The organism is Vagococcus sp. WN89Y, assembly GCF_052220145.1.
Classification (GTDB): domain Bacteria; phylum Pseudomonadota; class Gammaproteobacteria; order Enterobacterales; family Enterobacteriaceae; genus Kosakonia.
The window spans coordinates 1-15,551 of sequence record NZ_JBQPOM010000048.1 but is presented as its reverse complement, the minus strand read 5'-3'; the positions used below and the strand labels follow the sequence as shown (position 1 = coordinate 15,551).

Here is a 15,551-nt window from a genome sequence, read left to right as displayed (position 1 = left end):
TGCGGTGAGATTAATAATGCCGAGGGCCTGGGAAAGTTCCATTTAAAAAGGGTTCCATGATGAACATGAAACCCTTTTTACACCAGCCACCGGATCGGTCAACCGATCCTTAAACGATCGGCATTAGCCTGCGGGCGCTTTTTTTACGTCTGCATGGCGTGCGAGTCGTTAATAACGTTTTTCGCTATACACGATAAGCCAGTTTATTGATTTTATATCATGAAATTTTTCAACTGAATTTTGCACCGCGTTTTATCGCTGGATCAATAAAAACAAGCAGATAAAGAGTAATGAAAAAGTTCTAACGCAGCGCAGGATAAGTAATTCAAATTGATGATGCGTAAATCGTGCCAGGGCGCTAAACCAATGGATTGACTTTGTTTTTGCCGGTGGCATGATGCGCACGAATCCTGAACTTCCTCACGGTTTTTAACCATGTCCACCTATACGCGGCCAGTGCTTTTATTGCTCTGTGGCCTGATGCTGTTGACCCTGGCGATTGCGACGTTAAATACGCTCGTGCCCCTTTGGCTCACCCATGAAAACTTGCCAACCTGGCAGGTCGGTATGGTGGGTTCTTCTTATTTCACCGGTAATCTAATCGGTACGCTACTGACGGGGCGACTTATTCGTAAGATGGGTTTTAACCGTAGCTATTATATTGCCTCGCTTATTTTTGCCGTGGGCTGCGTCGGTCTGGGACTGATGGTGGGCTTCTGGAGCTGGATGATCTGGCGGTTTATCGCGGGCGTCGGTTGCGCCATGATCTGGGTCGTGGTGGAAAGCGCGCTGATGTGCAGCGGTACCTCCCGAAACCGTGGTCGCCTGCTGGCTGCCTATATGATGGTTTACTACATCGGTACGGTGCTGGGCCAATTGATGGTCAGCAAACTGCCAACGGAGCTGATGAGCGTGCTGCCGTGGGTGACCGGGCTGGTACTGGCCGGGATCCTGCCGCTGCTGTTTACGCGTATTGTGAATCAACACAGCGAAGAGCAGGCAGCGACGTCGGTGTGGCCAATGCTGCGCCTGCGCCAGGCACGCCTGGGCGTGAATGGCTGCATTATCTCCGGCATTATTCTTGGCTCGCTGTATGGGCTGATGCCGCTTTATCTTTCCCATCAGGGGATCAGCGATTCCGGTATCGGTTTCTGGATGGCGCTGATGGTGAGTGCCGGGATTATCGGCCAGTGGCCCATTGGCCGTCTGGCGGATCGCTTTGGCCGCCTGTTGGTACTGCGTGTGCAGGTCTTTGTCGTGATTATTGGCTGCGTGGCCATGCTGGGTAATGCCGCGATGGCGCCAGCGCTGTTTGTGCTTGGAACCGCAGGGTTTACGCTTTATCCGGTGGCAATGGCCTGGGCGTGTGAAAAAGTGGAGCATCATCAGCTGGTCGCCATGAACCAGGCGCTGCTGCTGAGCTATACCATTGGCAGCTTGCTCGGCCCGACAATGACCGCCATGCTGATGCAAAGCTATTCGGACAGCCTGCTGTTCGTCATGATAGCCGGGGTATCGCTGGTGTATCTGATGATGCTGATGCGTAAAGCGGGACAGCATCCCAACCCGGTGGCGCACGCCTGAGAAAAAGCCCGGCGTTTAACGTCTGGCTTGCATTAAAAAGGCCCGGCAGAAAGCCGGGCCAGCAGATCAGTACATCACTTTGTGACCGTACTGTTCGAGAATACCTTTCACCCGATCCATGGTCTCTTTCTTCGGTGGCTTCACACCGTCCAGCTTGTACTCTTCGCCCATCGCCACCCATTTATGTTTACCCAGTTCATGGTAGGGCAGCAGTTCGATTTTTTCGACATTGCCCATATCGCGGGTGAATTCACCGAGACGATGCGCTGAGTCATCATCATCCGACCAGCCTGGCACCACGACATAACGGATCCAGGTATTGATACCTTTCTTCGCCAGATACTGAGCGAACTCCAGCGTGCGATGGTTTGATACGCCCACCAGATTTTGATGGATTTCGTCGTTCATCTGTTTCAGATCAAGCATCACCAAATCGGTGACTTCAAGCAGCTCATCAATAACCGGATCGTAACGACGCACGAACCCGTTAGTGTCGAGACAGGTATGAATGCCTTCTTTTTTGCAGGCGCGGAACCAGTCGCGAACAAATTCCGCCTGCAAAATCGCTTCACCGCCGGAGGCCGTTACGCCGCCGCCGGACGCATTCATAAAGTGGCGATAGGTCACGACATCGCTCATCAACTCTTCTACCGTCACCTCTTTGCCACCATGGGTGTCCCATGTATCACGGTTATGGCAATAGAGGCAACGCATCAGGCAGCCCTGGAAAAAGGTAATAAAGCGGATGCCCGGGCCGTCTACCGTGCCACAGGATTCAAATGAGTGGATGCGACCAATAACTGACATTGCAGTGATTCTCCAGATGTGGCCCATCCGGGGCCTGTTGCGTACAGATTAATTCCTTCTGCACTAAGTCTGTTTTGGCAGGCATCCAGAAACTGGTTGGCTGCCAAAACAGGCTGCGGGTGTTAAAAAGGCCCCACTGACGTGGAGCCTTTATTGTACGCTTTTTACTTCGCGATTTCAGTCAAAACTCATTACATAGTCTGAGTGAAAGTACGGGTAATAACGTCCTGCTGCTGTTCTTTCGTCAGGGAGTTAAAACGTACGGCATAACCGGAAACACGGATGGTCAGCTGCGGATATTTTTCCGGATGTTCCATCGCATCAAGCAGCATTTCACGGTTCATTACGTTTACGTTGAGGTGCTGACCACCCTCGATGGACGCTTCATGGTGGAAGTAACCATCCATCAGGCCCGCGAGGTTAGTTTTACGCACTTCATCGTCTTTACCCAGCGCATTCGGAACGATAGAGAAGGTGTAGGAGATACCATCTTTAGCGTAAGCGAACGGCAGTTTTGCAACGGAGGTCAGAGAGGCAACAGCACCTTTCTGGTCACGACCGTGCATCGGGTTAGCACCCGGTCCGAACGGTGCGCCAGCACGACGGCCATCCGGGGTGTTACCGGTTTTCTTACCATATACAACGTTAGAAGTAATGGTCAGAACAGACTGTGTCGGGATAGCGTTACGGTAAGTTTTCAGTTTCTGAATTTTCTTCATGAAACGTTCAACCAGGTCAACCGCCAGGTCATCCACGCGCGCATCGTTGTTACCAAACTGCGGGTATTCGCCTTCGATTTCGAAGTCGATAGCCAGACCGTCTTCGTCACGAATCGGTTTAACTTTCGCATATTTGATAGCAGACAGGGAGTCAGCCGCGACGGACAGACCTGCGATACCACACGCCATGGTGCGGATAACGTCACGATCGTGCAGCGCCATCAGAGAGGCTTCGTAGCTGTACTTGTCATGCATGTAGTGAATGATGTTCAGCGCGGTGACATACTGTTTTGCCAGCCAGTCCATAAAGTGATCCATACGTTCCATCACTTCGTCGAAGTCCAGAACGTCACCTTTGATCGGTTCTGATTTCGGACCTACCTGCATTTTCAGTTTTTCATCAACGCCGCCGTTGATGGCATACAGCATGGTTTTCGCCAGGTTAGCGCGAGCACCGAAGAACTGCATTTGTTTACCAACGATCATCGGGCTTACGCAGCAAGCGATAGCGTAGTCATCGTTGTTGAAGTCAGGACGCATCAGATCATCGTTCTCATACTGCAGAGAAGAGGTATCGATGGAGACTTTAGCCGCGAATTTTTTAAAGTTCAGCGGCAGTTTTTCTGACCACAGAACGGTGATGTTCGGCTCCGGAGACGGCCCCATGGTGTAGAGGGTGTTCAGGAAGCGGAAGCTGTTTTTGGTTACCAGCGTACGGCCATCAACGCCCATACCGCCGATAGATTCCGTTGCCCAAATCGGGTCGCCGGAGAACAGCTCATCATACTCAGGGGTACGCAGGAAACGCACCATACGCAGTTTCATGACCAGGTGGTCAATCATTTCCTGAGCGTCTTGCTCGGTGATTTTGCCTGCTTTCAGGTCACGTTCGATATAGACATCCAGGAAGGTGGATACGCGACCAAACGACATTGCTGCACCGTTCTGAGACTTAACAGCGGCCAGGTAGCCGAAGTAGGTCCACTGAATAGCTTCCTGCGCGTTAGTTGCCGGACCAGAGATGTCGTAGCCGTATTTTGCTGCCATCTCTTTGATCTGACCCAGCGCGCGATGCTGTTCGGAAATCTCTTCACGCAGACGAATAGTGGCTTCCAGATTGACGCCATTTTCCAGGTCAGACTGCAGAGAAACGAACTGAGCATATTTGTCTTTCATCAGGTAGTCGATACCGTACAGCGCAACGCGACGGTAGTCACCGATGATACGACCACGACCGTAGGCATCCGGCAGACCGGTCAGTACGCCAGACTTACGGCAGTTCAGGATGTCTTTGGTGTAAACATCGAATACGCCCTGGTTATGGGTTTTACGGTATTCGGTGAAGATTTTTTTCAGCATCGGGTCCAGCTCGCGGTTATACGCTTTGCAGGAACCTTCAACCATTTTGATACCGCCGAACGGAATGATCGCGCGTTTCAGCGGGGCTTCAGTTTGCAGACCAACAATTTTCTCAAGCGCTTTGTTGATATAGCCAGCGTCGTGAGAAGTGATGGTAGAAGCAACAGAGGTGTCGAAATCAACTGGCGCGTGAGTGCGGTTTTCCAGTTTTACCCCTTCCATGACTTTGTCCCACAGCGCGGTGGTTGCATCCGTCGCACCAGCCAGGAAGGACTCGTCACCTTCATACGGGGTGTAGTTTTTCTGGATGAAGTCACGTACGTTTACTTCATTCTGCCAGTCGCCTTTAGTAAAACCTTCCCAGGCTGTGGCTAATTTTTCATTAAGCTCGGACATGTAGCACCTACCTTCTTAAGTGGATTTTTTATTTACTGCCTGAGAAAACCATCAATGATGATCGTCGCCACGCAGGTAAATGACCCAGTATGTCAACCCGACTAATAACCCACCACCGATAATATTGCCGATTGTTACGGGTATAAGATTATCGATAATAAAATGAGAAATCGTCAGGTGAGAAAAACTTTCCGGGCTGGAACCAACTGCGGTCCAGAACTCCGGGCTTGCAAAGTTACGAATCACAATCCCCATCGGGATCATAAACATGTTTGCAATGCTGTGCTCAAAACCGCTGGCGACAAACATCGCAACCGGCAGCACCATAATCATCGCTTTATCCATCAGGCTGCGGCCAGAATAGCTCATCCACACAGCCAGGCAGACCATCAGGTTTGCCAGGATACCCAGCGCGACAGCCTCAATAAAGGTATGATGCACTTTATGATCGGCGGTTTGCAGGACGTTAAGACCCCAGCCGCCGTTTGCCGTCATATATTCGCCAGATAACCACATCAGCAACACAAAGAGCAGCGCGCCAACCAGATTCCCGACATAGACATTAATCCAGTTGCGGGTCAGTTGACCCCAGGTAATACGGCCGCTGGCTTTGGCAACCACAATTAAAACAGTCGAGGTGAAAAGATCTGCGCCGCAAATGATGCAAAGAATTAAACCCAGCGAGAAACAAATCCCACCAATAAGTTTAGCAATGCCAAAAGGCATCGTCGCGGTGCCGGTGGTTGCAGTGATATAAAAAACAAAAGCTATGGAGATAAATACACCTGCAGTTATCGCCAGGTAAAAAGTCTTCAGCGGATGTTTAGTCGCTTTGTAGACACCCGCTTCTTCGGCAACTTTTGCCATTTCAGGGGGCAGTATAAGATTAAAAGGGTTGTCAGCTTTCACACTAACTCTCTCTTTATTTAAGTCGGCGACGAGATACTAACAAAGCATTATAGATGAGAATTTGATATGGATCATATCTCGCCTGGCTTTAAGGTCCGCAAAGTGCATGGTTTTTCAGCGAATGCGGAGTAACGTGTTGATTATCCAAATAAAAATAAAGTTTAAAAGTTACAAAATATGTTGAGGAAAATTATTACGCCTCCCGACAGACAGTTAATTAAAATGGGGTAATAGCCATAAGAAGTAACAATAATTGTTTAAGTGGAATAATTACATTTACTCATATTTAACCTAATTATTACATCTGGCCTTCATTGCGCAAAAATAATTAAAAAGGGGCAATGAAATTGCCCCTTAATATACCGCAGACGAATCATTAAGCCTACAGGTTGTGGTATTTCTCAGCGTTATTTCGCCCAGTATGCTGCTTTCGCACGCTGCAGTTTCTCATAAGCTGCCAGCAGTGCCTGATGGGCGGGGAACGCTTGCAAAGTACCGTCCGCGGGTTGCAGATCGTAGAACGGCGCTTCACCACTCAGCGCCGCGCTGGCGGCTTCAACCGTTTGTGCGCCGTACATACGCTCAAAGGCGTGAAGGTATTGCAGCGGTTCGCGATCCTCTTCCAGCGCCAGCTGAAGCAGCGTTTGCAGGCAGCGATAGTAGTTAGCGCGCGCGGGTGAGAAAATCGACGCGTTAAACTCGATGGTCCATTCGGTCCAGGAGAGCGCCTGGTCCAGGTCACCGCCCGCCAGCGCCAGCATTGCTTTCAGCTCGCCAATACGCAGGGTATACCAGCCGTTGTCTTTCCCGGTGGCCAGGCCAAGCAGCTCGCGTACGCGGGTAAAATCGTCGTGACCTTCGTCATCGAGTTGTTCAATCAGTGAGAGGTAGGCCTCTTTATCCCACTCGCTGCCCGGCAGCGACAGAATCGTCTCGCGCAGATGGCTGCCCATGGTGTTATTCGCCAGCCACAGATCTTCTGCCGGGTAAATATCGGACATGCCCGGCACCAGGATGCGGCAAGCGTAAACGCCCAGATGCTCGTAGTCAGCGATATAGACTTCTTTATCTTCTGCTTTAAAGATAGCCATTAGAGTGGCGAACTCTTCCTCGGTGGTGCCCGCAAAGCTCCAGTCCACAAACGGATAATCCGCGTCCTGTTTGAACATATCCCAGGAGATCAAACCGCTTGAATCGATAAAGTGTGTTTCGAGGTTGGCGTGCTCTGCCACTTCTTCATCATCAAAGGTGGGCGGCGTAAAGACGTCGAGATCTTTAAGCCCACGGCCTTGCAGCAGCTCGGTAACGGTACGCTCAAGCGCTACGCCGAAATCAGGGTGCGCGCCGAACGAGGCGAAACAGGTGCCGTTAGCCGGGTTAAACAGCACCACACAGATAACCGGATACTTACCGCCAAGCGAGCCATCGTAAGCAAAAATAGGGAAACCTTCGGCTTCCAGTTTGGCAATGGCTTCCACCACGCCCGGGTAGCGCGCCAGTACAGACTGCGGAATTTCCGGCAGGCTGATGCTTTCGCTGATGATACGGTTTTTGATATGGCGCTCGAACACTTCCGACAGCCCCTGAACGCGGGCTTCGTTCGGCGTATTGCCCGCAGACATGCCGTTGGAAACATACAGGTTGCCGATAATATTCATCGGAATATAAACCGTTTGCCGATCGGACTGACGGGTGAAGGGCAGGGCGCAAATTCCGCGCGCATCATTGCCCGACTGCAAATCCACCAGCATACCGGCGGTCAATGCATTTTCCGGGTCGTAAAACGCGCGCAGGCGATCATCAAGAATACCCTGCGGCAGTGAGTCGTCCTCCGGCAGCGGGAACCATTTCTCATTCGGGTAATGCACAAATGGCCCCTGAGCGATAGCATCGCCCAGCCAGAAGTCGGCGAAGAAATAGTTGGTGGAAAGACGCTCGAAATATTCACCCAGCGCCGAGGCCAGCGCCGCTTTTTTGGTGGCGCCTTTGCCGTTGGTAAAGCACAGCGCGCACTCTTTATCGCGAATATGCACAGACCAGACGTTCGGTACCGGGTTCAGCCAGGAGGCTTCCTCAATATGAAAACCGAGGTCTGCGAGCTTTTGTTGAAAGCGGGCGATGGAGTCTTCCAGCGCGGCGTCTTTGCCGGGAATAAAAGTTTGGGTCATGGCGATCACTTTGTTCGTTTGTTAAGCGCGCAATGATACGGGTTTTGCCTGACTGGCGCTATTGCCCACGGCGGTCCGGCATAAATTAAACTTCTGGCTATGCTTAAAAGAAAGAATAAATTCTTCAGGAATGAAAAATGGAAGCATTTGACCTGCACCGTATGGCGCTTGATAAGGTCCCACTGGATTTTTTAGGGGAAGTCGCGCTACGAAGCCTTTACACCTTTGTTTTAGTCTTTCTCTTCCTCAAAATCACCGGTCGGCGCGGTGTTCGGCAAATGTCGCTGTTCGAGGTGTTAATAATCCTGACGCTTGGCTCCGCAGCGGGCGACGTTGCGTTTTACGACGATGTCCCGATGCTACCGGTACTGGTCGTTTTTGTTACCCTGGCGTTGCTGTACCGGCTGGTGATGTGGTTGATGGCGCACAGCGAACGGCTCGAAGATCTCCTGGAAGGCAAACCGGTGATTGTTGTTGAGCACGGCGAACTGGCATGGGAAAAATTACATGCTGAGAATATGACCGAATTCGAATTTTTTATGGAGCTGCGGATAAGCGGCGTCGATCAGCTAGGCCAGGTCCGGCTCGCCATTATGGAAACGAACGGCCAGCTAAGCGTGTTTTACTACCCGGATGATGAAGTCAAGCCAGGGTTATGTATTTTGCCTGAAGGGTGCAGCGAGCGTTTTATCATCGTGCCGGATGCGGGGGATTATGTCTGCGTGCGTTGCAGTAAAATTACCCCTCTTAAGGCGGGAGAAAAGCGCGCCTGCTCGCGTTGTGCAAATCCAGAATGGTCGAAGGCCAGCCGGGCAAAACGCGTTACATAACAGGTTTTTTATCGGCTCTCTTTTCTCTTTGCAAAACATTGTGCTGGTTGGTTTATTCCCTCAGCGCGCCCCGAAGCGGTTTACCCGTTGCGGCGCGTGTCGCGCAATGATAAAACCGATGTCACAGGAATATCTTATTGCTTTATAGCGTGGTGAGGGGAAATGACTCAGGTCTTCAATTTCAGTTCTGGTCCGGCCGCCATTCCGGCGGACGTACTTAAACAAGCGCAACAGGAACTCTGCGACTGGCACGGGCTTGGCACATCGGTGATGGAAATTAGCCACCGAGGTAAAGAGTTTATTGAGGTGGCGCAAGAGGCAGAAAAGGATTTTCGCGAGCTGCTGAATATCCCCGCTAACTATAAAGTCTTGTTCTGCCACGGCGGCGGGCGCGGTCAGTTTGCGGGTGTGCCGCTGAATCTGCTGGGTGATAAAACCACGGCAGATTATGTCGATGCCGGGTACTGGGCCGCCAGCGCAATAAAAGAAGCGAAAAAATACTGCACTCCGCAGGTTTTTGACGCCAAAATCAGCGTTGATGGATTGCGCGGGGTAAAACCGATGCGCGACTGGCAACTGAGCGACAACGCGGCTTACCTGCACTACTGCCCGAATGAAACTATCGACGGTATCGCTATCGACGAAACGCCGGACTTTGGCGATGTGGTGGTAGCGGCCGATTTCTCCTCCACCATCCTTTCCCGCCCGATTGATGTCAGCCGTTTTGGCGTCATTTACGCTGGCGCACAGAAAAATATCGGCCCGGCGGGCCTGACGCTGGTTGTCGTGCGCGAAGATTTACTCGGTAAAGCGCACACTTCCTGCCCGTCTATCCTTGATTATTCTGTTCTCAATGAGAACGACTCCATGTTCAACACGCCGCCGACGTTCGCCTGGTATCTCTCCGGGCTGGTGTTTAAATGGCTTAAAAAGCAGGGCGGTGTAGCGGCAATGGATAAAATCAATCAGCAAAAAGCCGACCTGTTATATGGCGTTATCGATAACAGCGACTTCTATCGTAACGATGTTGCGAAGGCAAACCGCTCGCGCATGAATGTACCGTTCCAGCTGGCGGACAGTGCGCTGGATAAGCTCTTTTTGGAAGAGTCTTTCGCCGCGGGCCTGCATGCGCTAAAAGGGCACCGTGTGGTGGGCGGTATGCGTGCTTCTCTCTATAACGCTATGCCGCTTGCTGGCGTACAGGCGCTGACCGAGTTTATGCTGGAGTTTGAGCGCCGCCACGGTTAAGTGTTTTTTTGCTATCTCCGCAGCCTGCCTGCGGGGTTTTATTTTTGTCTGTAGAGAGTGAAGTTTCATGGAATCCCTGACGTTACAACCCATCGCGCGGGTAGATGGCACCATTAATCTGCCTGGCTCCAAGAGTGTCTCAAACCGCGCTTTGTTACTTGCTGCATTAGCCCGTGGTACGACCGTGCTGACCAATTTGCTCGACAGCGACGATGTCCGCCATATGCTCAATGCCCTCAGTACGCTGGGAGTTCATTACACCTTATCCGCCGATCGTACCCGCTGTGAAGTCACCGGAGCCGGTGGCCCGCTGCACACTGCGCAAAAACAGGAACTGTTTCTTGGCAACGCCGGGACCGCGATGCGCCCGCTGGCCGCGGCACTGTGCCTGGGTAATAATGATGTGGTGCTGACCGGCGAGCCGCGCATGAAAGAGCGCCCGATTGGTCATCTGGTGGACGCCTTACGCCACGGCGGCGCGAAGATTGATTATCTGGAGCAGGAAAATTATCCGCCAGTGCACCTGCGCGGGGGATTTGATGGCGGCGAAGTGAGCGTTGACGGTAGTGTTTCCAGCCAGTTTTTGACCGCGCTTTTAATGGCCGCACCGCTGGCACCAGCTGATACCGTCATTACCATCAAAGGCGAGCTGGTGTCGAAACCTTATATCGACATCACGCTGCATTTAATGAAAACCTTCGGTGTGGAGGTGGAGAACCAGCATTATCAGCGCTTTGTCGTGCGCGGTAATCAGACTTACCTCTCGCCGGGTCACTACCTGGTGGAGGGCGATGCGTCGTCTGCGTCCTATTTCCTCGCGGCGGCAGCCATCAAAGGCGGGACGGTGAAAGTTACCGGTATTGGCCGTAACAGCGTGCAGGGCGATATCCGTTTTGCGGACGTGCTTGAAAAAATGGGCGCGACGCTGGAGTGGGGCGATGATTACATTGCCTGCACCCGTGGTGAGCTGAATGCTGTCGATATGGATATGAATCATATACCGGACGCAGCCATGACCATTGCTACCACGGCGCTGTTCGCCAAAGGCACCACGACGCTGCGCAACATTTATAACTGGCGCGTGAAAGAAACCGATCGTCTGTTTGCGATGGCGACCGAGCTACGCAAAGTTGGCGCGACGGTGGAAGAGGGCGAGGATTACATCCGCGTCACGCCGCCTGCAACGTTACAGTTTGCGCAAATCGGCACCTATAACGATCACCGCATGGCGATGTGCTTCTCGCTGGTGGCGCTGTCGGATACGCCGGTGACCATTCTTGACCCGAAATGCACGGCGAAAACCTTCCCCGATTATTTCCAGCAACTGGCCCGTATCAGCACACTCGCCTGATAGCACGCTTATGCTCCGCACATTATGCGGAGCTTTGCCCCTCTCAACAATGGCAGGGGCAACCCTCCGTGGTCCATGTTACTATCCCTGCGGGATTAACCCCGAAATTTCAGTTAGTTAACACATGGACTGTCTATGAAAAAAACAATGCTTCTGGGCTGCCTGATGGCAGCAACCCTGGTCTCTGGCTGTAAACACATGGGTAGTATTGACGCAGATGCGTTAACAAAATCCGGGATGTCTGCTTATAAAGCTGCAACGCTGAGCGATGCGGATGTGAAGGCGCTGTCGGACCAGGCCTGCGCGGAGATGGACAAACAAAACCGTGTTGCGCCAGCCTCCAGCACCTATGCAAAACGTCTGGGCAAAATCGCCAAAGCACTCGGTAACACCATCGACGGCACGCCGGTTAACTATAAAGTCTATATGACGAAAGAGGTTAACGCATGGGCGATGGCGAACGGCTGCATCCGTGTTTATAGCGGCCTGATGGATATGATGACCAACAACGAAGTCGAAGCCGTGCTGGGGCATGAAATGGGTCACGTCGCGCTGGGTCATACACGCAAAGCGATGCAGACTGCGTACGCCACTCTTGCGACTCGCGATGCTATCTCCGCCAGCAGCGCGGCAGGTGCGCAGCTTTCTCAGTCCCAGCTTGGCGATCTGGCGGAGAATATGATCAACTCTGCATTCTCCCGCAGCCAGGAGTCCGCAGCGGATGATTTCTCCTATGATCTGCTGAAAAAACGCAACATCAGCCGTCAGGGTCTGGTCAGCAGCTTCGACAAGCTGGCAAAACTTGATGCAGGTTCTGAAAAATCGATGTTCGACTCACACCCGCCTTCAGCGGAACGTGCGCAGCATATCCGCGATCGCATCGCGGCAGATAAGAAGTAACCTTGCCATTACGGGCTGGTATAAATCGGCCCGTCTTCCGTACAATTCTTCTACACTCACCTTCATATATTCCGTTATTCGAACTCAACAGTAACGTTTGGCTGCATAGCTGCGTATAATGCGCGGCGTTTACGTAAACGGTATGCCTTCTATAAAGGAGAAAAAGATGACGGCAATTGCCCCGGTAATTACCATTGATGGGCCAAGCGGTGCGGGAAAAGGCACCCTTTGCAAGGCAATGGCGGAAGCGTTGCAATGGCATCTGCTGGACTCAGGCGCAATTTATCGTGTGCTGGCGTTGGCCGCGCTGCATCATCATGTTGATGTGGCATCGGAAGAGGCGCTGGCTCCGCTGGCTGCGCATCTGGACGTGCGCTTTGTCGCCACCGATGGTCGCCTGGAAGTGATTCTCGAAGGAGAAGACGTAAGCGGTGAAATCCGTACTCAGGAAGTCGCCAATGCGGCGTCGCAGGTCGCCGCTTTCCCGCGCGTGCGCGAGGCTTTATTACGCCGCCAGCGTGCATTTCGCGAAGCGCCAGGTCTGATAGCGGACGGGCGCGACATGGGAACGGTGGTGTTCCCTGATGCACCAGTGAAAATTTTCCTTGATGCCTCATCTGAAGAGCGTGCGCATCGCCGCATGCTACAGTTGCAGGAGAAGGGCTTTAGTGTTAACTTTGAACGCCTTTTGGCTGAGATCAAAGAACGTGACGATCGCGACCGTAATCGCCCCGTTGCGCCGCTGGTTCCCGCTGCTGATGCTTTAGTTCTGGATTCAACCCGATTAAGCATTGAGCAAGTGATCGAGAAAGCGCTACACTATGCTCGCCAAAAATTGGCTCTCGCGTAAGCGACAGAATTCGTAGTACCTGCTGCAATGGAATGTGAGCAGGCATGTGAAACAACCCCATCCGGCATGAAGCCAGGTGGACGTTAAATTGAAGAATCCTGAAGATTATCAATATGACTGAATCTTTTGCTCAACTCTTTGAAGAGTCCCTGAAAGAAATCGAAACCCGCCCGGGTTCTATCGTTCGTGGTGTTGTTGTTGCTATCGATAAAGACGTAGTACTGGTTGACGCTGGTCTGAAATCTGAATCTGCCATCCCGGCTGAGCAATTCAAAAACGCCCAGGGCGAGCTGGAAATCCAGGTTGGTGACGAAGTTGACGTTGCTCTGGATGCAGTAGAAGACGGCTTCGGTGAAACCCTGCTGTCCCGTGAGAAAGCTAAACGTCACGAAGCCTGGATCACGCTGGAAAAAGCTTACGAAGACGCTGAAACTGTTACCGGTGTTATCAACGGCAAAGTCAAGGGCGGCTTCACTGTTGAGCTGAACGGCATCCGCGCGTTCCTGCCAGGTTCTCTGGTAGACGTTCGTCCGGTCCGTGACACTCTGCACCTTGAAGGCAAAGAGCTTGAATTCAAAGTAATCAAGCTTGACCAGAAGCGTAACAACGTTGTTGTTTCCCGTCGTGCAGTTATCGAATCCGAAAACAGCGCAGAACGCGATCAGCTGCTGGAAAACCTGCAGGAAGGCATGGAAGTTAAAGGTATCGTTAAGAACCTTACTGACTACGGTGCATTCGTTGATCTGGGCGGCGTTGACGGCCTGCTGCACATCACCGATATGGCATGGAAACGCGTTAAGCATCCGAGCGAAATCGTAAACGTTGGCGACGAAATCACTGTTAAAGTGCTGAAATTCGACCGCGAGCGTACTCGTGTATCCCTGGGCCTGAAACAGCTGGGCGAAGATCCGTGGGTCGCTATCGCTAAGCGTTACCCGGAAGGCACCCGTCTGACTGGCCGCGTGACCAACCTGACCGACTACGGCTGCTTCGTTGAAATCGAAGAAGGTGTTGAAGGCCTGGTTCACGTTTCCGAAATGGACTGGACCAACAAAAACATCCACCCGTCCAAAGTTGTTAACGTTGGCGACGTAGTGGAAGTTATGGTTCTGGATATCGACGAAGAACGTCGTCGTATCTCCCTGGGCCTGAAACAGTGCAAATCCAACCCGTGGCAGCAGTTCGCTGAAACCCATAACAAGGGCGACCGCGTTGAAGGTAAAATCAAGTCTATTACTGACTTCGGTATCTTCATCGGCCTGGACGGCGGTATCGATGGCCTGGTTCACCTGTCTGACATCTCCTGGAACGTTGCAGGCGAAGAAGCAGTTCGTGAATACAAAAAAGGCGACGAAATCGCAGCCGTTGTTCTGCAGGTTGACGCAGAGCGCGAGCGTATCTCTCTGGGCGTTAAACAGCTCGCAGAAGATCCGTTCAACAACTACGTTGCACTGAACAAGAAAGGCGCAATCGTAAACGGTAAAGTGACTGCAGTTGACGCGAAAGGCGCAACCGTAGAACTGGCTGACGGCGTTGAAGGTTACCTGCGCGCTTCTGAAGCTTCCCGCGATCGCGTAGAAGATGCGACTCTGGTTCTGAATGTAGGCGACGACGTTGAAGCTAAATTCACCGGCGTTGACCGTAAGAACCGTGTAGTTAGCCTGTCTGTTCGCGCGAAAGACGAAGCTGACGAGAAAGATGCTATCGCTTCTGTTAACAACAAACAGGAAGAAGGCAACTTCTCTAGCGCTATGGCTGAAGCTTTCAAAGCAGCGAAAGGCGAGTAAGATCAAGGACTCTGCATCATTTACACAGTTTATGTGTTTAGGATAATGAGTTACTTGACAGATTGCAGGATTCGTCCTGTAATCAATAACAAAGGGCGGCTACGGTCGCCCTTGTTACCTGGTGCTGCTGTTAAGCTAATTTTGCCTTGAAAGGAACCGGAGGAATCATGACCAAGTCAGAATTGATTGAAAGACTTGCAAGCCAGCAATCGCACATCCCGGCAAAAGCCGTAGAAGATGCCGTAAAAGAGATGCTGGAGCATATGGCCTCTACCCTTGCCCAGGGCGAGCGCATTGAGATCCGCGGTTTCGGTAGTTTTTCTCTGCACTATCGCGCACCCCGCACCGGGCGTAACCCGAAAACAGGCGATAAAGTGGAGCTGGAAGGCAAATATGTCCCGCACTTTAAGCCGGGTAAAGAATTACGCGACCGCGCCAATATTTATGAATAAGGTTTAGCCTGCGCTAAAACTTAATCAGTAAAAAAGCACCTGTGAAGGTGCTTTTTTTGTTTCTGTGACCCGTCCTGAATAGCGTTGACACATTCCTGACTCAAACCCGGAGAACGTGATGATGACTGAGTTCAAACGCACCCAACGCGATTATCCTCTATCCTTTAAAATAGCCGTTGTTGAGCAGATCG

At 51.9% G+C, this 15,551-nt stretch carries 12 protein-coding genes; 8 read left to right on the top strand and 4 right to left on the bottom strand.

Annotated elements, in window-relative coordinates:
* The first annotated feature begins 435 nt into the window (after positions 1–435).
* Positions 436–1,584 carry an MFS transporter gene (locus ACTU3N_RS14830; RefSeq protein WP_443086904.1) on the top strand — a complete coding sequence of 383 codons (1,149 nt, stop codon included), beginning with the start codon at positions 436–438 and terminating at the stop codon, positions 1,582–1,584.
* Positions 1,585–1,650: 66 nt separating this feature from the next.
* On the opposite strand, the gene pflA is transcribed toward ACTU3N_RS14830, so the two are convergent.
* From pflA to ycaO, 4 genes are all read right to left on the bottom strand, one after another.
* The gene (pflA, locus tag ACTU3N_RS14825) at positions 1,651–2,409 is read right to left on the bottom strand and encodes a pyruvate formate lyase 1-activating protein (protein ID WP_443086905.1); all 759 of its coding nucleotides are present in this window, start codon (positions 2,407–2,409) and stop codon (positions 1,651–1,653) included.
* A 173-nt stretch (positions 2,410–2,582) separates the two neighbouring features.
* Positions 2,583–4,865, bottom strand: coding sequence for a formate C-acetyltransferase (pflB, locus tag ACTU3N_RS14820; protein ID WP_443086903.1), 2,283 nt, complete (start codon positions 4,863–4,865; stop codon positions 2,583–2,585).
* 51 nt (positions 4,866–4,916) lie between these two features.
* Positions 4,917–5,774 (bottom strand): formate transporter FocA, encoded by an 858-nt coding sequence (gene focA, locus ACTU3N_RS14815; RefSeq protein WP_443086902.1) that lies wholly within the window; start codon positions 5,772–5,774, stop codon positions 4,917–4,919.
* A gap of 407 nt (positions 5,775–6,181) precedes the next feature.
* Entirely contained in the window at positions 6,182–7,942 is a 1,761-nt protein-coding gene (gene ycaO, locus ACTU3N_RS14810; protein ID WP_443086901.1) for a 30S ribosomal protein S12 methylthiotransferase accessory factor YcaO, read from the bottom strand.
* Positions 7,943–8,079: 137 nt separating this feature from the next.
* On the opposite strand from ycaO, the gene ACTU3N_RS14805 reads away from it, so the two are divergent.
* From ACTU3N_RS14805 to ihfB, 7 genes are all read left to right on the top strand, one after another.
* Complete coding sequence (locus ACTU3N_RS14805) at positions 8,080–8,772, top strand: DUF421 domain-containing protein (RefSeq protein ID WP_443086900.1); 693 nt, start codon at positions 8,080–8,082, stop codon at positions 8,770–8,772.
* A 162-nt stretch (positions 8,773–8,934) separates the two neighbouring features.
* A complete protein-coding gene (gene serC, locus ACTU3N_RS14800; protein WP_443086899.1) occupies positions 8,935–10,020 on the top strand; it encodes a 3-phosphoserine/phosphohydroxythreonine transaminase in 1,086 nt (361 codons plus the stop codon).
* A gap of 67 nt (positions 10,021–10,087) precedes the next feature.
* Positions 10,088–11,371 (top strand): 3-phosphoshikimate 1-carboxyvinyltransferase, encoded by a 1,284-nt coding sequence (aroA, locus tag ACTU3N_RS14795; RefSeq protein WP_443086898.1) that lies wholly within the window; start codon positions 10,088–10,090, stop codon positions 11,369–11,371.
* Positions 11,372–11,506: 135 nt separating this feature from the next.
* A complete protein-coding gene (locus tag ACTU3N_RS14790) occupies positions 11,507–12,271 on the top strand; it encodes a M48 family metallopeptidase (RefSeq protein WP_443086897.1) in 765 nt (254 codons plus the stop codon).
* A 166-nt stretch (positions 12,272–12,437) separates the two neighbouring features.
* Positions 12,438–13,121 (top strand): (d)CMP kinase, encoded by a 684-nt coding sequence (gene cmk, locus ACTU3N_RS14785; RefSeq protein WP_443086896.1) that lies wholly within the window; start codon positions 12,438–12,440, stop codon positions 13,119–13,121.
* Between the two features lie 113 nt (positions 13,122–13,234).
* Positions 13,235–14,908, top strand: coding sequence for a 30S ribosomal protein S1 (gene rpsA / locus ACTU3N_RS14780; protein WP_443086895.1), 1,674 nt, complete (start codon positions 13,235–13,237; stop codon positions 14,906–14,908).
* Positions 14,909–15,075: 167 nt separating this feature from the next.
* The gene (ihfB, locus tag ACTU3N_RS14775) at positions 15,076–15,360 is read left to right on the top strand and encodes an integration host factor subunit beta (RefSeq protein ID WP_443086894.1); all 285 of its coding nucleotides are present in this window, start codon (positions 15,076–15,078) and stop codon (positions 15,358–15,360) included.
* Positions 15,361–15,551 lie beyond the last annotated feature (191 nt).